17 protein-coding genes and 1 riboswitch are annotated in these 18,719 nt (G+C 53.6%); of the genes, 14 read left to right on the top strand and 3 right to left on the bottom strand.

Going from position 1 to position 18,719, the window contains the following annotated elements; all coding sequences use genetic code 11:
- Positions 1 to 18: 18 nt before the first annotated feature.
- The 6 genes from V3851_RS17645 to V3851_RS17620 all read left to right on the top strand — a co-directional run bounded on the left by V3851_RS17645 (position 19) and on the right by V3851_RS17620 (position 6,497).
- Positions 19 to 885, top strand: coding sequence for a MetQ/NlpA family ABC transporter substrate-binding protein (locus V3851_RS17645; protein WP_331847872.1), 867 nt, complete (start codon positions 19 to 21; stop codon positions 883 to 885).
- Between the two features lie 182 nt (positions 886 to 1,067).
- Positions 1,068 to 1,223, top strand: a riboswitch (FMN riboswitch).
- A gap of 129 nt (positions 1,224 to 1,352) precedes the next feature.
- Positions 1,353 to 2,318: a DMT family transporter gene (locus V3851_RS17640; protein WP_331847871.1), complete on the top strand. Its 966-nt coding sequence runs from the start codon at positions 1,353 to 1,355 to the stop codon at positions 2,316 to 2,318.
- Positions 2,319 to 2,493: 175 nt separating this feature from the next.
- Positions 2,494 to 2,994: a GGDEF domain-containing protein gene (locus V3851_RS17635; RefSeq protein ID WP_331847870.1), complete on the top strand. Its 501-nt coding sequence runs from the start codon at positions 2,494 to 2,496 to the stop codon at positions 2,992 to 2,994.
- 210 nt (positions 2,995 to 3,204) lie between these two features.
- Complete coding sequence (locus V3851_RS17630; RefSeq protein WP_331847941.1) at positions 3,205 to 4,608, top strand: ABC transporter substrate-binding protein; 1,404 nt, start codon at positions 3,205 to 3,207, stop codon at positions 4,606 to 4,608.
- A 59-nt stretch (positions 4,609 to 4,667) separates the two neighbouring features.
- The gene (locus V3851_RS17625; protein WP_331847869.1) at positions 4,668 to 5,639 is read left to right on the top strand and encodes a carbohydrate ABC transporter permease; all 972 of its coding nucleotides are present in this window, start codon (positions 4,668 to 4,670) and stop codon (positions 5,637 to 5,639) included.
- Positions 5,640 to 5,642: 3 nt separating this feature from the next.
- Entirely contained in the window at positions 5,643 to 6,497 is an 855-nt protein-coding gene (locus tag V3851_RS17620) for a carbohydrate ABC transporter permease (RefSeq protein WP_331847868.1), read from the top strand.
- 150 nt (positions 6,498 to 6,647) lie between these two features.
- Here V3851_RS17620 and V3851_RS17615 read toward each other — a convergent pair whose 3' ends face one another.
- On the bottom strand, positions 6,648 to 8,267 hold the full coding sequence (locus V3851_RS17615) for a glycoside hydrolase family 9 protein (protein ID WP_331847867.1): 1,620 nt from the start codon (positions 8,265 to 8,267) through the stop codon (positions 6,648 to 6,650).
- Between the two features lie 176 nt (positions 8,268 to 8,443).
- On the opposite strand from V3851_RS17615, the gene V3851_RS17610 reads away from it, so the two are divergent.
- From V3851_RS17610 to V3851_RS17585, 6 genes are all read left to right on the top strand, one after another.
- Positions 8,444 to 8,965, top strand: a complete 522-nt coding sequence (locus V3851_RS17610) for a mismatch-specific DNA-glycosylase (RefSeq protein ID WP_331847866.1) — start codon at positions 8,444 to 8,446, stop codon at positions 8,963 to 8,965.
- Positions 8,966 to 9,112: 147 nt separating this feature from the next.
- Positions 9,113 to 9,622, top strand: coding sequence for a VanZ family protein (locus tag V3851_RS17605; RefSeq protein ID WP_331847865.1), 510 nt, complete (start codon positions 9,113 to 9,115; stop codon positions 9,620 to 9,622).
- Between the two features lie 161 nt (positions 9,623 to 9,783).
- Positions 9,784 to 10,560: an amino acid ABC transporter substrate-binding protein gene (locus tag V3851_RS17600; RefSeq protein ID WP_331847864.1), complete on the top strand. Its 777-nt coding sequence runs from the start codon at positions 9,784 to 9,786 to the stop codon at positions 10,558 to 10,560.
- A 99-nt stretch (positions 10,561 to 10,659) separates the two neighbouring features.
- Positions 10,660 to 11,319: an amino acid ABC transporter permease gene (locus V3851_RS17595; protein WP_331847863.1), complete on the top strand. Its 660-nt coding sequence runs from the start codon at positions 10,660 to 10,662 to the stop codon at positions 11,317 to 11,319.
- A 25-nt stretch (positions 11,320 to 11,344) separates the two neighbouring features.
- Complete coding sequence (locus V3851_RS17590; RefSeq protein ID WP_331847940.1) at positions 11,345 to 12,094, top strand: amino acid ABC transporter ATP-binding protein; 750 nt, start codon at positions 11,345 to 11,347, stop codon at positions 12,092 to 12,094.
- Positions 12,095 to 12,165: 71 nt separating this feature from the next.
- Positions 12,166 to 13,353: an SGNH/GDSL hydrolase family protein gene (locus tag V3851_RS17585; RefSeq protein WP_331847862.1), complete on the top strand. Its 1,188-nt coding sequence runs from the start codon at positions 12,166 to 12,168 to the stop codon at positions 13,351 to 13,353.
- A gap of 23 nt (positions 13,354 to 13,376) precedes the next feature.
- Here the strand turns inward: V3851_RS17585 and V3851_RS17580 are convergent, their stop codons facing one another.
- Both V3851_RS17580 and V3851_RS17575 read right to left on the bottom strand, forming a co-directional pair.
- Positions 13,377 to 15,005, bottom strand: a complete 1,629-nt coding sequence (locus tag V3851_RS17580; RefSeq protein ID WP_331847861.1) for a response regulator transcription factor — start codon at positions 15,003 to 15,005, stop codon at positions 13,377 to 13,379.
- Complete coding sequence (locus V3851_RS17575; protein WP_331847860.1) at positions 14,986 to 16,689, bottom strand: cache domain-containing sensor histidine kinase; 1,704 nt, start codon at positions 16,687 to 16,689, stop codon at positions 14,986 to 14,988. The genes V3851_RS17580 and V3851_RS17575 overlap by 20 nt, the downstream gene beginning before the upstream one ends.
- A 273-nt stretch (positions 16,690 to 16,962) precedes the next feature.
- Between V3851_RS17575 and V3851_RS17570 the strand changes: the two genes are divergently transcribed.
- Positions 16,963 to 17,844: a carbohydrate ABC transporter permease gene (locus V3851_RS17570; protein WP_331847859.1), complete on the top strand. Its 882-nt coding sequence runs from the start codon at positions 16,963 to 16,965 to the stop codon at positions 17,842 to 17,844.
- The gene (locus tag V3851_RS17565) at positions 17,844 to 18,674 is read left to right on the top strand and encodes a carbohydrate ABC transporter permease (RefSeq protein ID WP_331847858.1); all 831 of its coding nucleotides are present in this window, start codon (positions 17,844 to 17,846) and stop codon (positions 18,672 to 18,674) included. The genes V3851_RS17570 and V3851_RS17565 overlap by 1 nt, the downstream gene beginning before the upstream one ends.
- Positions 18,675 to 18,719: the final 45 nt, after the last annotated feature.

The raw sequence follows: 18,719 nt of genomic DNA, 5'->3' as shown, positions 1-18,719 counted from the left end.
ACGGAGAGGTGCTTGGAGATGAATAAAAAATGGATGCTGGGGCTGCTTGCCCTGCTGCTCGTCGTTTTGGCCGGTTGCGGAAACGGAAACGGAAACGCCGCGAACAATAGTGCTCAGGAACCGTCGGGAAATTCCGCGACTGCGGAAGGGGCGGGGAACCAGGAAGTAACGCTGAAAGTGGCTACGCTGATTCCGCCGATGACGGATATTCTGGAACTGATTAAGCCGCAGCTTAAAGAGGAAGGCATTAATCTGGAACTGGTGGTGCTGTCGGATAACATCCAGCCGAATGACGCGCTGGCGAATAAGGAAGTGGATGCGAACTTTTTCCAGCATGTTCCTTACATGAATCAATATAATGAAAGTACCGGCAGCGAACTGGTGCCCGTACAGCCCGTATACCATGCCGTTTACGGCGCTTACTCCAAACGCTTCAAGTCGATGGAAGAACTGCCGGACGGTGCGACGGTCGCCATCGCCAACGATCCTTCCAATACCGGGCGCTCGCTCGTTATGCTGGAGAAAGCCGGCTATATCAAGCTGAAGGAAGGCGTCGGTATCAACGCCACCGTTGCGGATATTACCGAGAATCCGCATAAATATAAATTCGAGGAAGTCGATTTGCTGATGCTGGCCCGGATGCTGGATGACGCCGATCTGGCGCTCATGACTCCGGCTTATGCCAGCCCGCTCGGTTTGACGCCGAAGAAGGACGCTCTGCTGACCGAAACAACGGAATCGGAGTTTGCGATTACTTTGGTGGCGCGGGAAGACAACAAGGATTCCGAGCCGATTCGCAAGTTGGCGGAGGCCATTTCCGGTCCGGAAGTGAAACAATTCCTGGCTGAGAATTACAGTGAAATCGCGATTCCGGCGTTCGAATAATTCACTATCAAAAATTTAGCAGGTTACAAAACGAAAATCTAATGCTATAATGGATGAAAACATGGTTGGTTTTCATAAAACTAGTCATCATCGTTTTCAATGTGACGTATTTTACAGTGTTAAGCGGTGTGGCGCGCTACTATGAAAGCAACCCATAAAATAAAAACAAATTTGATATGAATATGGATCTTCGGGGTAAGGTGAAATTCCTGACCGGCGGTGATGGTTGTCCTCCAGGACGGCCTTAGCCCGCGACTCGCCGTTCGCGTTTTTTGAACGGCGACTGACTTGGTGCAATTCCAAGGCCGACGGTACAGTCCGGATGGGAGAAGATCAAAGATGGGCATGCGGCAAAGCTATATGCTTTTTTCGCGAGCTTATTTGATCAGCCCCCGTTTATGTTGACCTGATGCGTCAATGGCGGGGGCTTTCTGCGTAGACCCCATATTCAAGAAGGAGTCGGGAATATGGAAAATGCATCAAGTGTCAGAGTTCAAGTCGGTCCGGCCGTTTCCGAGCCGAAGTCGCGGGCGAAGAGCGGTTTCTGGCTGGTTGTGCTGGGGGCCGCCCTGTGGGGCGTAGACCCGCTGTTTCGCCTTATTTTGCTGAAGTCGATCACCTCGGCGCAAATCGTCCTTGTGGAGCATATCATCATCGCCTTGTGCATGGCGCCGGTTTTGTGGAAGAACCGCCGCGAGCTGAAAACCGTCGGCTGGAAGCAGGTCGGGGCGTTGCTCTTTATCTCCTGGGGAGGCTCCGCGATCGCCACGATCCTGTTCACAATGGGACTGGGAAGCGGGGATGCCAACGCCGTATTGCTGCTGCAGAAGCTGCAGCCTTTGTTCGCGATCGTAATGGCCAGAATTCTGCTAAAGGAATCGCTGCCGCGCCGCTTCGGTTTTCTGTTTATAATTGCTCTCATCGGCACTTATCTGCTCACCTTCGGCTTTACCGTTCCGTTCGGACACTGGAACAATTTCGTTCAGGTCGGAAGTCTGCTGTCGCTCGGCGCCGCCGCGCTATGGGGCGGATCGACGGTCATGGGCCGCCTGATGGTCGGGGAAATGAAGTACGAGACGGTGACCTCGCTGCGCTTTATTCTGGCGCTGCCGCTGCTGGCCGGACTCGCATGGCATGAAGGGGCCGCCTGGAATTTGCCTTCCGGCGGGGCCGCCATGGCCGCCTTCTCGCTGAATATGCTGGGGCAGGCGTTGTTGCCGGGGCTGCTCAGCATCCTGGTATACTATAAAGGACTGACGACGACCAAGGCGTCGGTGGCTACGCTTGCCGAGCTGAGCTTCCCGATGGTGGGCGTGCTGCTGAACTGGATCGCATTCAACCAGATCATCACGGTGGCTCAGGCGGTCGGATTCGTTCTGATCTGGGCGGCGCTGTTCGCCATCTCCAGACAAAACAGCCCGACCCCGGCCTAACTCGCGAAAGTTCTGCAATCCATAAACAAGGCTTCCGGATATAACAATGCCGGGAGCCTTTTTGTTTTTTATAGCGGATTCAACCCTTTCAACCCTATTGTCGAAAAAGAAGGAATTTAAGGCAATTGCAGCGAAAAACCAGAGGATATACGGAAGAGAAACGGATGATTGATACATGATGCTGTTCAATTTGGATATGAAAACGGTATTCGTTCTGCTCGCGCTCGGCCATTTGTTTACCGTGCTGCTCATCACCGCGTACCGAAAAGGGCAGCCGCGGGATGCGGCGGTGAATAGCTTTTACGCATACGGCCACGATGCCGGCGACGACGCGCTGCGGGATCTCGCGGCCAAAATGCGCGAAAAGCTGCGGGAAGCCGATTTGCTCGGCCGCTACGGGGGCGACGAATTCGCCATTATGCTGCCGGGGGCCGACGAGCAGGCATCGGCCGGCTTTGCCGAAGCGCTGCGGCTTTCCGTGGAGCAAGGCGGCGAAGGGCTGCCGCTGGCTTACTCGATCAGCATGGGCGTTGTCACGACGGTGCCGACCCCCGGCGTCCCGCTGGAGCGGCTTTACAAATCTAGCGACATCGCGCTGTATCGGGCCAAGCAGGGAGGAAGAAACCGGGTCGCCCGCGGCCGGATCGACGGGATGGCGGAGAGAGTGATGGAATAAATATCAGATTATAATATCGATAGATGGCTTCGCCCTTTTATTACTAAGGAGTGAGGCCATTTAAGTTTTGCCGGGAAGGAATCCAAAAATAGTGGAACTTTTCCCAATCAGCGTTCCCTTATGTCCTGGAATTATAGGTACTATAATTATGTATGCGGTTACAAAAAAGCCGACGAAACGAATAAAAAAGGGGGAGCAAGTTTGAAGCCTATGAAAAGTATGAAACGTGTTTTGGCCGGAATTTCCGCCACGCTTCTGATGACATCGGTTCTTGCAGCATGCGGTGGAAACACAACTTCGAATTCTTCCAGTCCAAGCAATTCGGCCCCATCAACCAATACGGCGGGGACTGAAACAAAGAGCGACGGCTCGAAGGTTACCATCAATCTCTGGAGCTTTACGGACGAAATTCCGAACATGACCCAAAAGTATCTGGAGACGCATCCCGACGCCAATGTGGAATTCAAAACAACGATTATTGCCACAACTGAAGGCGCTTACCAGCCTGCTCTTGACCAGGCCCTAGCCGCCGGCGGTAAAGACGCTCCGGACATTTATGCGGCCGAAGCGGCGTTCGTCCTCAAGTACACGCAAGGCGACGCATCCGACTATGCCGCCAATTATGCGGATCTAGGCCTTGACGACCAAATGGTCAAGGATGCGGGCATTGCCCAATACTCGGTTGATATCGGCAGCAAAGAAGGCCAGTTGAAGGCCCTCGGTTATCAAGCGACCGGCGGAGCCTTTATCTATCGCCGCTCGATTGCCAAGGATGTCTTTGGCACGGACGATCCGGCGACGATCAAGAATGAAGTGGGGCCCGGCTGGGATAAGTTCTTTGGAGCGGCCGAGAAGCTGAAAGCCAAAGGATACGGCATCGTATCCGGCGACGGCGATATGTGGCATGCGATCGAGAACAGTTCCGACCAAGGCTGGATTGTCGATGGAAAGCTTCATATTGATCCGAAGCGCGAAGAGTTCCTGGATCTCTCCAAGAAACTGAAAGACAACGGCTATCACAACGATACCCAAGACTGGCAGGAAGCCTGGTTCGCTGATATGTCCGGCAGTGGTCCTCAACCGATCTTCGGTTTCTTCGGTCCGGCTTGGCTCATTAACTATACAATGGGTCCTCAAGTAAAAGACACGAATGGCGACTGGGCCGTTACCGAGCCGCCGACAGGGTTCTTCTGGGGCGGTACCTGGCTGCTGGCCAACAAAGACGTTGCCAAGGACGACGCCAAGAAACAGGCGGTTGCGGACTTTATCAAATGGGTGACGCTCGATACTTCCGAAACTGGGCTCCAGTATTACTGGGCTAACGGCACGATGAAGGAAGGCGAGCAAGGTACGAAGGACAGCGTTGCCTCCTCCGTCGTTATGTCGAAATCCAACGGCGAAATTGAATTGCTGGGCGGCCAGAACATGTTCGACGTGTTCGTTCCGGCTAATGCCAACGCTTCCGGTAAGAACTTGACTCAGTACGACGAAACGATCAACAAGCTATGGCGCGATCAAGTACGCGAATACACCGCCGGCAACAAGTCGCGCGATGATGCAATCGCCACCTTTAAGCAGCAGGTCAAAGACCAGCTTAACATCGAAAGCGAATAAGAAGAAGCGGAGGGGCGGGGGTTACCCCGCCTCTTCATATCAACCAAAGAGGTGAGAGCATGCGCCGCAAAGGTGTGAACTATTCGAAATACGGCTATATCTTTACCTTACCGTTTGTCCTGGCGTTTCTGGTTTTCTCGCTGTATCCGATTATATATACAGCAGTCATCGGGTTCACCAATATGCAGGGAATCATACCGAAGCCGCTTCAAATTCTGGATAATCCTTTTCAAAATTTCAAAGATCTCATCTTTGATAACGCCTCGTTCAGGAAGTCTCTGGTCAATACGGGGTTGCTTTGGATTACCAACTTTATCCCCCAAATCATTCTGGCGCTTCTGCTCACGGCATGGTTCACGAATAAGCGCCTCAACATAAAGGGACAAGGTGCTTTTAAAGTTTTGCTTTATATGCCGAATATCATCACTGCGAGTACGATCGCGGTGCTTTTCAGCACGTTGTTTGCCTATCCGATGGGTCCGGTAAACAGTTTGTTTCAATCGCTGGGATGGACCGACGCCCCGGTCTTCTTTCTTCAGGATAAGACGACAGCACGCGGCATTGTGTCGTTCATCCAGTTCTGGATGTGGTACGGCAACACCATGATCATTCTGATCGCAGGCGTGATGGGCATAAATCCCGCCCTCTTCGAGTCTGCGGCAATCGACGGCGCAAACGGCTGGCAAACCTTCTTCCGCATTACGCTGCCGAGCCTCCGTACAATCCTGCTGTACACGCTGATTACCTCGATGATCGGCGGGTTGACCATGTTCGATATTCCGCAATTGTTTCTTTTGGGCGGACCGGACGACGCTACGCTTACCACATCCATGTTCATCTATGGGCAAGCGTTCAAGGGCAGCTATTTGTACAATCGCGCTGCCGCGGCGAGCATGATCCTGTTCATCATCGCGGCGGTTTTGTCCGGAATTTTGTTCTACCTGATGCGCGACCGCGATGCGGCAAAATTGAAAAAAACGCAAAAGCAGCTAAGAAAGTCTGCCCGTGCAGCAGCTAAAGTGGAGGTGTAGCAGATGGAAAAAATCAAGGAAGGCAGTGCCATTAATCTAAAGATAAACCGGACGATTATTTATATCGTCTGCATACTGCTCGCGCTCCTCAGCATTCTTCCGTTTTGGATCATGTTTGTCAACGCCACCCGCTCAACCGCGGAGATTCAAAGCGGTCTTTCGCTGCTTCCGTCGACTCACTTTATGAGCAACCTGCAAGTGCTGCTGGAAAAGAGCTTTGACCCTATTCAAGGGTTTCTGAATTCGTTTATTGTCTCGGCTTCGGCAACCATTTTAACGGTCTATTTCTCGTCCTTAACGGCCTATGGGCTTGTAGCCTATAACTGGAAGATGCGCCAGCCGTTTTTTACCTTTATCATGTGCGTGATGCTGATTCCCGCCCAGGCAAGCGCAATCGGATTCTATCAATTCATTTATAAATTACATTGGACAAATAACTTTCTTCCGTTGATTCTGCCTGCGATTGCAGCGCCGGCGGTGGTATTCTTCATGCGCCAATACCTGCTGGCAACGCTATCTTTAGAGATTGTGGAAGCGGCGCGCGTAGACGGATCCGGAGAATTCAAAACCTTCAACCGGATTATCCTGCCGTTGATGATGCCGGCCGTGGCGACGCAAGCCATTTTTGCGTTTGTCGCCAACTGGAACAACCTGTTCATGCCGCTCATTCTGCTGACCCAGAAGGAAAAATATACGATGCCGATCATGGTCAGCTTGCTGCGCGGCGATATTTATAAGACGGAGTTCGGCTCGATCTACATGGGGCTGGCTTTGACGGCTTTGCCGCTGTTTGTGGTGTACTTCCTGTTATCCCGTTATATTATCGCAGGGGTAGCGTTGGGAGGCGTCAAGGAATAATCGTTCGAATTCCGAGTCTCCGGGTTGTGCTGACCTTTTCTTTATCGGGTTCAATTATCTCCTTTCTGATACAAAAAGAGGGCCCCTCCAGTCGGTATATTGACTAGGGCCCTTTTTGGGTTGCTCCGCTCCGTTGGGTTTAAGCGCCTATTACACAAAATGCGAGACGACAAAGACGGCGGGCGAGTTCCAGTAAATCGTTACTTCATTGCCGGCATAGCTTTGCTCGTCGTCGATAAAGCATTGAGCCGGGGGCATACCCTGCAGATGCTCAAGCATGCAGTCGTCGTTCAGCCCGCGGTTCGGTCCGCCGGCCACGAGACCCGGCACCGGCTGGGCCACCTTGTCTCCGACCGACGGGCGGTGATGGGGGTGCATGACCGGACGGTCGCCGAACCCGGTGACATAGCTGATATCCAGCGCATTCCGGCCGATCAGGTAATGAATATGGTCAAGCGCGATCACCTCATACTTCTTGCTGCCTCCAAGATGATAGGCCAGAAGCAGGAGCATCGCCCGGTTCAAGACCACCATATTGCTGCCCCAGCTATAGTCCGTCGGGGTCAGGGAAATCCCGTAGCTGTCGGAAGCGCTGATCGCGGCGAACCGCTCCGCTTCCGCGATCAGGCCGTCCAATAATCGGCCGTAAAGCGCCGGATCGGCCTTGGCTCGATCCCCGAACAGATAGGCTATAGTTCCGTAGGCGCCCATGTTGGCCCAGCCCAGATCGTACTTCGGAAACTGCTGCGCGGCCAATACGAGAAACTCTCGATGGTAGGCCTCATCCCCGGTCGTGCGGAAGAGCTCCGCGGCCGCCCAGTAGCGCTCGTCGAGATCGAGGTTATCGCCGTATTCCCCGGTGCCGACATCCCCGGGATTGGTAAAGCCCGGTGCGTCGGGATGATCGGCCAGCCAGCGCCAGGCCCGCTCCGCCGCCGCAAGGCAACGGTCCGCAAATTCGCCGTCGAACGGCCGGTAAACACGCGCCGCCATGGCCATGACACCGGCAAAACAACCGGTAGCCGTAGCCGAAACCGGCAGGAAATACAAATCCGCCAGATCGTCTTCCGGCATGACATCGAGTCCCGGAAATTGCTTCGTGGTCAGCTTGTGAAAGGCGCCGCCCGTCCGCTCGTCCTGCATTTTAAACAGCCAGTCGAGCTCATAGCGGCATTCATGGAGCACGTCCGGCATCCCGCCGCCGCTTTCGGGCAGCGGAAGGGGCTCGCGGAAGGCCTGCGGATAGAGCTCGTAAGCAAGCAGCAAATCGGCTACCGCTTTGGCCCCCGGCCCCGTATACTTCCCGTAATCGCCGGCGTCATGCCAGCCGCCGACGCTATCCAGCTTGCGGCCGGGCTCGTCGTATACTGTCCCGTCCGCCAGATGGCATGCCTTGTGCTGCCACGGTCCGGCGAACTCCTCTTCAAGATCGCAGCCGCAGCGGAAAAAGTAAAAGGCTTTCAGCAGTCCGCGCTGCAATTCCGCATACGGACTTTCCGCAATGACGAACCGGGCGGAATTCTCGCCGCCAAGCCGGATAAAATAGCTTCCGGGCAGGGTAAGCGCAGAGAAATCCCCGGTACATAGCGTGATTCCCGCCGCTTCGTCAAATCGCGGCTGCGCGGTTTCTCCCCGATAGACGGCTTCGCCGCCGGCGGAGTCAACCACTTCGAACGGGCCCCCTTGTCCGATGCAGACAAATGATTTTCGGCCGTCCGCCGGATAGCCGATCTGGTTGACGGCGAGATTCCGAAGTTGTGCTTCTCTCATTGAAACTTCCTCATTTCCGAATTGTTTTGATCATGTGATACGATAAAATAGCCTGATTAAATATGTAATACAACAAGAAAACGCTTTCCAAAATGCAGATTCATTATATCAGAATAAATGGCGGCCTTGGATGTAAAAACTTCCAAGCCCAAGACAAAGCGAAGGGGGAGAATGTTATGAAAGAGGTGCCGGATCATTTGGATCATGGCTTGTCGGTCGTATTTATCGGCTTCAATCCCAGCCCGAAATCGGGGGAAACGGGCCATCACTATGCCAACCCGCGCAACAATTTCTGGCGCATTCTGTACCAGTCCGGGCTTACCCCTCGTCTTTACGAGGCGGCGGAGGACCGGGACTTGCTGAAGCTGGGCTACGGCTTCACCAATATCGTGGCTCGTCCGACCCGGGGGGCGGAGGATATTGCGCGCGAAGAATACAAAGAGGGCCGTTTGATTCTCCGCAGCAAGCTCGAGGAATACCGGCCGAAGGTGGCCTGTTTCGTCGGCAAGGGCGTTTACACGGAGTACAGTTTGCGTCCCCGGACGGAATGGGGGTTTCAGGAGAACAGCGTCGTGGATGGGGTGCTTGACTTCGTGGCTCCCTCGTCCAGCGGTTTGGTTCGAATGAAGATGGAGGAGATCGTCGGGATCTACCGTCAGCTTGCTTTGTTTTTATCGGTAGACCAGGGCACCAGATAGGGATTTCCAAACAGAAAACCGCTTTGGCTGCGGCAAAAGCCCCCTGGTCCGAAGTCCGAGGGACATGCCCAACCGGAGAAGGGGGCACCGCGTTCCTTCATGTGATAAAGTAATCAGGGACATCAAGGAATTGCGGAGGAATTTATAATGAACAAGTTTTTAAAAATCATGTATTGGCTTATTTTCGTATTTTATGCGGCGCTCCTGGTGGATACCGTATTTCTGGCCAGAGGCGAATTAAGAAGCGTCAACCTGGTTCCGTTCAGGATGATACTGGACAATATCAACTTCGATAACGGCGCAAGGACGCAACTGGTCGGAATGAACGTGTGGGGAAATATTCTGATGTTTATTCCCGCCGGGATTTATGCCATGGTTCATAGCAAAAGCGGGTCTTACTTCAAAGGATTCGTCATGATCCTGTCGTTCAGCGTCGGCATCGAGCTGATCCAATACGCATTTGCCATCGGAGCGACCGATATTGACGATTTGATTCTCAACGGTTTGGGCGGGGCGATAGGGCTTGCGGTATTTGCCGCGTTCCGGAAGATTTTTAAATCCAGGGAAAAAGTAAAAAATGCGATTGCCGTGCTGTCGTCGATCGTCGGCATCCCCGTGTTTGTCTTAACCTTGATTCTGGTCATTGTAAACTATTGAGGCCTTTTTTAAAATTCTATGAAATATCGGTCGCACCAATTCTGGAAATTGATCCTCTCTCTCGACTCTTTCTTGGTAGTATGGTATCATGATAGTCTGATAACGAATCACCGAACTAAAGCGAATTTGCTTTATTTATATTATGGGGGAGAGAGATTCAGATGAAAAAGAGCGGAATTTTAATCGTAGTATTGGGAATGATGCTAATAGCTTTGGCGGGTTGCTCCGGCTCCGGTTCGGGCAAAGACGATAACACGCTGGTGATCGGGATCGACGATAAATTCGCCCCGATGGGCTTCCGCGACGAAAATAACGAAATCGTCGGGTTTGACATCGATTATGCGAAGGCGGCGGCCGACAAGATGGGCATGGAAGTGAAGTTCCAGCCGATCGACTGGTCCTCGAAGGAATCGGAGCTGAACAGCGGCCGGATCGACCTGATCTGGAATGGCTACACGATCACCGATGAACGCAAAGGCAAGGTATTGTTCACGAAGCCTTATTTGAAGAACAGCCAGGTGATCGTAACTCTGGCGGATTCGCCGATTTCCGCGATCAGCGAGCTGGCCGGCAAAGTGGTCGGGCTTCAAACGCTGTCCTCCGCGGCGGACGCGCTGGATGCGAATCCGATTAAGGCGGACATCAAAGAGGTATCCGAATTTTCCGACAACGTGCTGGCTTTGAGCGATTTGAAGAACAAGCGGCTTGACGCGGTCGTCATCGATGAAGTGGTAGCCAACTATTATTTGTCCAAGGAAGAAGGCACCTTCAAGATTCTCGACGAATCGCTCGCGCCGGAGGAATACGGCATCGGCGTGAAGAAGGGCAACGAGGAGCTGCTGGACAAGCTGCAGAAAGCTTTGGACGAGATGAACGCCGACGGCACGGCGGCGCAAATTTCCCAAGAATGGTTCGGCGAGGACAAGGTTTTGAAATAATTTGATAGCATTTGATTGTAAAGAATATCCCAGTTTTAAAAACCGGATTGATCCCAATGAATCCGGTTTTTAGTTTTCATATGAGGAGCGTAGTCGTTTATGAGTTTGGAATATATTCTCGATATTACGGGGCCGATGCTGGAAGGGGCGAGGACGACCGTTCTGTTGTTTTTCCTGGCGATCATCACCTCCGTCCCGCTCGGTTTTGCCGTGACGTTGCTGGTCAAGAGCCGGGTGAAACCGCTGGCCTGGATCGCTAACGCCTACATTTATGTCATGCGCGGTACGCCGTTGCTGCTGCAAATGCTGTTTTTCTGCTTCGGCCTGCCGGTCATTCCCGGCATCGGCGAATATCTGGTCATGGACCGTTTCGCCGCCGCTTGCCTGGCGTTTACGCTGAATTACGCCGCATATTTCGCCGAGATCTTCCGCGGCGGGCTGCTGGCGATCGACAAGGGGCAATATGAAGCGGCGCAGGTACTGGGGCTCGGACGCTGGCATACGATGACCCGGATCATTCTGCCGCAGATGTTCCGGATCGCGCTGCCGGCGGTATCGAACGAGGCGATCACCCTGGTGAAGGATACAGCGCTCTTGTACGCCGTCGCGGTTCCCGAACTGCTGCATTTCGCCCAGACCGCGGTCAACCGCGATTTCACGATTATGCCGTTCATTATTGCCGGCATCATCTATCTGTTGATGACGCTGGTGCTGACGCTTTTGTTCAAGCTGCTGGAACGGAAATTCAAATTCGAGTAAAAGGATTAGAGGATATAAGATGACGATGGATAAAGCGATTATCGAAGTAAAGAATTTGCGAAAATCGTTCGGCGCGCTCGAGGTGCTGAAGGATGTATCCCTCAGCGTCGCCCGCAGCGAGGTTGTGGCGGTCATCGGGCCCTCGGGCTCCGGGAAAAGCACGATGCTGCGCAGCCTTGCGCACCTGGAAGAGGTGAACGGCGGAACCATCCGCATCGGGGAAGATCATCTGGTGCTGGACGGAAAATATCCCGGCGCGGCGAAGATCAAGGAAATAACGTCGCGCATGGGGATGGTGTTTCAGCATTTCAACCTGTTCCCCCATCTGACGGTGCGCGGCAATCTGGAGCTGGCTCCGAGACTGACGAAGCGGCTGCCCGCCGCGGACATTGCCCGCAAGGCGGAGGAGCTGCTCGCCAAGGTCGGGCTCCAGGATAAGGGCGACGCTTATCCGGCCAACCTGTCCGGGGGACAGAAGCAGCGGGTGGCGATCGCCCGGGCGCTGATGATGAGCCCGGAGATCCTGCTCTTTGACGAGCCGACGTCCGCGCTCGATCCCGAGCTTACGGGCGAGGTGCTGGAGGTCATGCGGCAGCTCGCCGGGGAGCGGATGACGATGGTCGTCGTCACGCACGAGATGGGCTTTGCCCGGGAGGTGGCCGACCGGGTGATGTTCATGGCGGACGGAGAGTTTATCGAGTCGGGGACGCCGGACGAGCTGTTCGGCAATCCGCGGCAGGAACGGACAAAAGTTTTTTTAAACCGGGTGCTATAGTCGAAGCCCCGGTTTTTTTGTACAATGGTTCGAGTAGAGTAGACGTAATGCATAGGAGAGAGAGGAATATCATGGAACAGCAAAGTGAGCAACAAGCCCAAGGAGCTACCGGGCCCGAGGTGGAACTGATGAAGGAGTACGCATCGGCCACGGTGCTGTCGACGGCGGCCAACTTTATCATTGAACGCGGCGAGGCGTTTACCCATACCTACCGGACCTACGTCCGGGTGCGGGAGCAGGGGGAGCTGGAGCTGCGGTTCTGGTTCAGCAACGCTGTGGATTCGACCTGGGACAAGGGGGCCGTAGCCAAAGGGAGCCAGCCCGGCGGCGACTGGCTGATCGAGGCCGCCTATGTCGCTGACGGAGGAACGGCCAAAGACGGCGGCGTGGCGCCCGGGACCCAGGTTCCCGTTACGTTCGACGGAAACTCCACCCGGCTGGTCCGCCCCGGCGAGAGATTTTGGAGCGATCCGGTTAAGATCGATCTGCCCTCAGGACATGATCTGGCCTTTACCTGGACGATCGCCTCGGGGTCCGGACGGTCGGTGCCTTACAATACCGAACAAATGCTGGTAACGGCGTACGATGCTCCGGGTAAGCATGCGGACGAGGAATCCGGGGATACTTTCTCCCTCTCGGAAAATAAGCTCGTAATGCCTGCCTGGATCGGCTACAAGAAAACGGTAAGCCGGCGGATGGTGTTTTTCGGGGATTCGATTACACAAGGAGTCAGAACGCGGAAGGACGGCTATGATTACTGGGTGGCGCGGATTGCCGACGGGCTCGGCACGGATTACGGCGTCTGGAATATCGGCTCAGGCTGGGCGCGGGCGTATGACGCCGCGACCAATGGCCCATGGCTGCACAAAGCGAAGCAGGGCGATCAGGTCCTGATCGCCCTTGGAGTCAACGATATCGATATCGGCGAGCGAACCGCCGAGCAGCTGCTGGGCGATTTGACAGAAATTATCTCGATACTCAAGCGCCATAATCTGGCGGTCGACATCATTTTGTTCACGGTGCCGCCGTTCAATTTCACAGCGGAACGCGAGAAAGTATGGCGCACTGTAAATGATGTCATTAGGAATTCCCCGCCGGCCGGAGTGAGCCGGGTATTCGATATCGCATCCGTTCTTTCGGTTCCGGCTCCCGAGGAGCACCGGATCAGACCGGAGTTTATGAGCCCGGGCAACGACCCACATCCGAACGGTTTGGCGGGGAAAGCCGTGGCCGAAGCTTTTTTGAGCTGGTATAAATGAATCATTGATATTTCAAGGTCGGCTTAATTGCTCCGGTATTCCCGCGGCGATACGCCGACCATTTTTTTGAATACCTTGCTGAAATATTTGACATCGGGAATGCCGACCATTTCGGCGATCTGCTGCACCTTTAAATTCGGATTCAGCATGAGCAGCTTCGCTTTGTCGATTCGGTATTTGGCCAGGTAATCGGAGAAATTGATGCCGAATTCCTGCTTGAATTTCCGCGAAATATACTCGCGGCTGACATAGAAATGGCTGGCGATATCCTGCAGGGACAGATCGGACCGGTAGTGCTGCTCGACATAGGCGACGATTTCGCCGATCGTGCGGTTCTCCCGCGATTTTCGGGCGGAGATTTCCGCCGCCAGCCGGACCATAAAGCCTTCAAACCAGTCCCGCCAAGCGAACGTGGAGAAGGTATAATCGTTGACGCGGGGAGGCTTGCGGTCCGCATCCTCCTGCTCCAGCAGCGTAAGAACGCTTTCGGCATCCTTGCCGAGCGTCTCTCTGAGCAGATCGAAACGGAAAGACAGGATATCGTTTTTCCAGGATTCGAGCAGTTCGGGCGTTACGACACCGGAACGGCACAACACGTCTACTCCGCGCTGCGCGGCCGAAGCCATTTGCCCCCGATCCCCGCTGAGCAACGCCGTTTTCCAATCCTCACGTACGCCGGCAAAAGCCTGGAAGCCCTCATCCGCGACGGATTCCTGAGCATTCGTCTTCAGCGTGTGGAAGTAAAGGTCCGGCTGCAGCAAATTGCGGCGGCGCAGGCCGAAGGCCGCTTCCTCATACTGGGCGGGAAGACTGCCCGGAAGAGGGCCGGCCGTCGCCGCGCCGACGTGAATTTTGCGCTGAAGGGTATGATACAGACCTTCGTTGATCATGGCCAGCAGCTCCGGCGCGCGGTCCGGAGCCCTCCAGAGCAGGATCGCGATTTCCATCGGCGCCCCCCAATATTTGAACGCGATGCCCAGCCGCTCGGACACCAGGAACTCGTTGCAAATATTAATCAGCGAAAACCGCAGCAGTTCGCTGTCGTGATTGAATCTTTGCTGCAGCGCGGCGTCTCCGGGATCCATCTGTACCAGCAGCAGCCGGGCCGTATCCGCTCCATCGGGGATGACGCCCTCCGCGCGCAGCCGCCGCATGGCGGATTCCGCCGAGCCCGGATCATCGATCAGCGAAGACAGCAGCTTCTCTCCGTAAACCGGCTTGAATTCGTTCAAGCGGATGCTTCTTTGCTGCTGCTCCCGCCGCTCCTCTTCTTCGCGCCGCCATTCGTCCACCGCCTTCGCCACGGCCGCGTTGATCGCCTCGGGTTCGATCGGCTTCAAAATATAGTCGATGCCTCCGTGCCGTACGGCGCTCCGTACGAATTCAAAATCGTCGTGCCCGCTGATCACGATGAACTTCAGCGCCTTGGCATGCTCGCTGACCCAGGCCATCAGCTCCATGCCATGGCCGAGATCCATCATCATATCCATGATCACGATTTCCGGTTTGTTTTCCTGTATGGACCGGATCGCTTCCTTGCCTCCCCCGGCTTCGAGGATTTCCTCCTCGTCGATCCCGTGCCTCCGCCAGTCGACCAACAGCCGTACCGCTTTTCTTACTCTAGCCTCGTCGTCAACGATTAGCGCCTTCATATTGGTTGTCCTCCCGACTTTCACTTTCGTTTTGTATTTTGAATTTCAGCTTGATTTGAACTCCGACCGGCTTCATATTCGTCACGGTCAATTCCGCATTCTCGCCGTAGACCAGGCGAAGGCGGGTCAACACATTGATGAGTCCGATCGACGGTTTCCGGCTCTCGACCTCATCTTCCCCGGGCCGTACCTGCTCCGCCCCCGATGCATTTAATCCGCGCTGCAGCATGCTCAGTTTTTCCTCGGGGATCCAGGCTCCGTTATTTCTTACGATAATAGTCACTTCGTCTTGCCGATTCATCGTCGCGGTCAGTTGAATCCAGCCTTTGGATTTCTTGCGGTCGATCCCGTGCTTGAAGTAGTTCTCCACAATCGGCTGCAGGATCATTTTCGGCATTTTCAACTGCATCATGGAGTCTTCAACCTGATAATCGAAGGAGAACCGGTTCTCGAAACGCTCCTTCTGCAATTCGATATAAGCCTTGACATGGTCGAGTTCGTCTTTCAACGTCACGCCCCGGTCGTCATTGTGCATGCTATAGTGCATCATCTTGGCCAAAGAAGATATGAGATTGTAAATTTGCGGCTCATTCTTCTCCAGAGCAAGCGTACCGATGATCTGTAGTGTATTATTCAGAAAATGAGGGTTGATCTGCGCCTGAAGCGCCCGGAGCTGGTTGTTTTTGCTTGTCAGCTCCAATTTGTACTCCCGCAGGATCAGATTATTGATCGTATCCATCATCTCCCGGAAGCGATCCGTCAGCACGCCGATTTCATCGCTGCCGGCGGAGGCGATGTCTACTTCCAGATTTCCGGTCGCCTGCACCTGGTTTATCGATTGGGTCAGCCGCTTGATCGGCCAAGTAATGCGGATCGAAGACAAGACGGTGGCGACGATAATGATAAGCAGAGCGACCCCGAACAACAGAGCGTTGATCATGGCGGACTGCTTGGCCTCGCCGTACAGGTAGGAAGCCGGGATTTGCTTGAACAGCATCCAATCCGCCCCCGCGCTTTCGATGCGCTGATAGATAAAGACGGAATCGTCCCGTTCGAAAAAGCCCTGATCCTGTTTCAGGCCGTCTCCCATATTGATATACCAGTCGGCATTCAGCGATTTCCCGATCGCCTCGGCGTCGGAGGAATATATCAGCCGGCCCGAGGTATCGGTAATGAACAAATTTTCTTCTCCCTGAACATATAACTGTTCCACGATCTCCCGCAAAGCGGATAATTTGACGTCAATCGACAGATATCCAAGGACTTGCGTCGACGGAACTTTCTCGATGCGCCGGTGAAGCGTGAACACTTGTTCAACTACTTCCTGAGGCAATGTGGAGGTCAGCCCGTAATTGTGGTTGATATGAGTACTCTGAATTTTAAGCGTCTCGTTCTCCGGGAGTACCGAATCCCCGTACGGACTTAGAGACTGCCAGCGTTTAGGGATATCCTGCGTAATCAGGGTAGCCTTATCGTTCTTGACTCCGTACAAATAAACCTGAAGAATGTCCGGCATGGAGCTGTAGATATAATTCATCGTCGAGTAGATCTTGGCATTGGAGGATATGTCCTCGTAACCGGCTTCAAGCAGCCGGTAGAATTCCGAATCGTTATAAACGGTGAGCGAGATACGGTTGACGCCTTGCAGAAGACTGTCGATATTGCGGTATCCCTGGTACAACAAGTTCGTATTTTCTTCGACTGCCCGTGTCCGTAACGATGATGTCGTATGGGTATAACTCACTAATATTGCCGCAACTGTACAAATTATTATAGGTACCAGCAAGGATATGATCAGCTTGGTACGGATGCTGTTCCATTTCACCTTAAACCACTTCCGATCAATATTTTACACCTTAGTGATCACATGCGTCGGTGTAACAAGCCGCTAAATAAGAACATAATAACATTACACAGAAGATTCAACAAAGATAGACATTGAAAGGGGGGGCCAATCATGCGTCATAGAAAGTTGTCCCAATATGGGCAGCAAATCTTTTTCGTCGGCCCAGCCATCCTATTCTTCACTGTAGTCATGATTATTCCTTTTATTATGGGGATGTATTATTCCTTTACGGATTGGAATGGCGTCTCGGGTGAAGTCGCATGGGTAGGTTTCGATAATTTCACTAAAATTTTCACTAATGATCCGGATTTTTGGAATTCATTCTGGTTTACGGTACGCTTTACGGTGCTTGGCGTTATTTTGATCAATGTGGTGGGCTTTTTCCTCGCCTACTTCCTTACCAAGCCGTTAAAATCGCGCAATGTGCTTCGGACCATCTTTTTTATGCCGAACGTCATCGGCGGTCTGCTGCTCGGTTTCATCTGGCAGTTCATCTTTGTTAAAGGTTTTGCCACTTTGGGCGATTTAACCGGCTGGTCGTTCTTCCAATTGCCTTGGCTCGGAACGGAAACAACGGGCTTCTGGGCGATCGTAATGGTGTTTGTATGGCAATACTCCGGTTATTTGATGGTTATTTACATCGCTTCGCTGACCAACGTGTCCAAGGAAGTACTGGAGGCGGCGGAAATCGACGGCGCGACTCATTTTCAGAAGCTGCGCAGCATTATCGTTCCGCTGGTTATGCCGGCAGTCACCGTCGGGCTGTTCCTGGCGATTTCCTGGTCTTTCAAAATGTTTGACCTGAACCTGTCCCTGACTCAGGGCGGACCGTTCAAATCGACGGAATCCGTAGCGATGAATATCTACAATGAAGCGTTCCTGAACAACCGGTACGGACTCGGAACGGCCAAAGCGCTGCTGTTCTTCGTTATCGTGGCGATCATCTCGCTGATTCAGGTGAAGGTCACGAAGAGCAAGGAGGTTGAGGCGTAATGGAAGCTAAATATCGCGGCAGAAACGTCATACTTGAAATCGTCATGGTGCTGATTGCACTGGTGTTTCTCGCTCCGTTTTATTTCTTGTTTGTCAACTCGGTAAAGAGCTTCGGTGAAATTTTGTCCGATGCGGCCAGCTGGCCTAGCCAATTCAATTGGGACAATTACTCCAAAGCCTGGGAATTGGCGCGTTTCTCGGAAGCGTTCCGCAACTCGATTGTTATTACCGTGATCAGCGTAGTTTTGATCACCCTGTTCAGTGCGATGGCGGCTTACCGCATGGTCCGCTCGGACAGCAAGTTTAACCGCGTTCTGCTGATGCTGTTCGTTATGTCGATGGTCGTTCCTTTCCAAACGATCATGATTCCGGTCCTTCAAGTAGTCAATGGCCTGGATATCAACAACAGCATTTGGGGCTTGCTCCTAACCAACCTGGGGCTGAGTCTTCCGATGGCGATCTTCCTGTTCCACGGCTTCGTCAAATCGGTACCGCTGGAGATTGAGGAAGCCGCTACCGTAGACGGCTGCAACCCGGTGAGAGTATTCTTCTCCATTGTACTGCCGCTGCTCCGTCCGATGATGATGACGATCATCGTACTGAATACGCTGGCGATCTGGAACGACTACTTGCTGCCGTCCCTGATCCTGCAGAAACCGTCCCTGCGGACGATTCCGCTGGCGACCTACTCGTTCTTCGGGCAATACACGAAGCAATGGGATATGGCGCTGCCGGCTCTAGCTATCGGCATTCTGCCGATCGTAGCTTTCTATCTGCTCTTGCAGCGTTACATTGTTGAGGGAATTGCGGCGGGTTCGGTGAAAGGTTGATTTCACCGGAACCCGGCGTTCCAAATATAAAAACAGTTTATCAAG

Origin of the sequence: Paenibacillus haidiansis, from assembly GCF_036553665.1 — a bacterium.
Classification (GTDB): domain Bacteria; phylum Bacillota; class Bacilli; order Paenibacillales; family Paenibacillaceae; genus Fontibacillus; species Fontibacillus haidiansis.
Note: the sequence above shows the minus strand (reverse complement) of the source record. Positions and strands in the feature narration are given on the sequence as shown.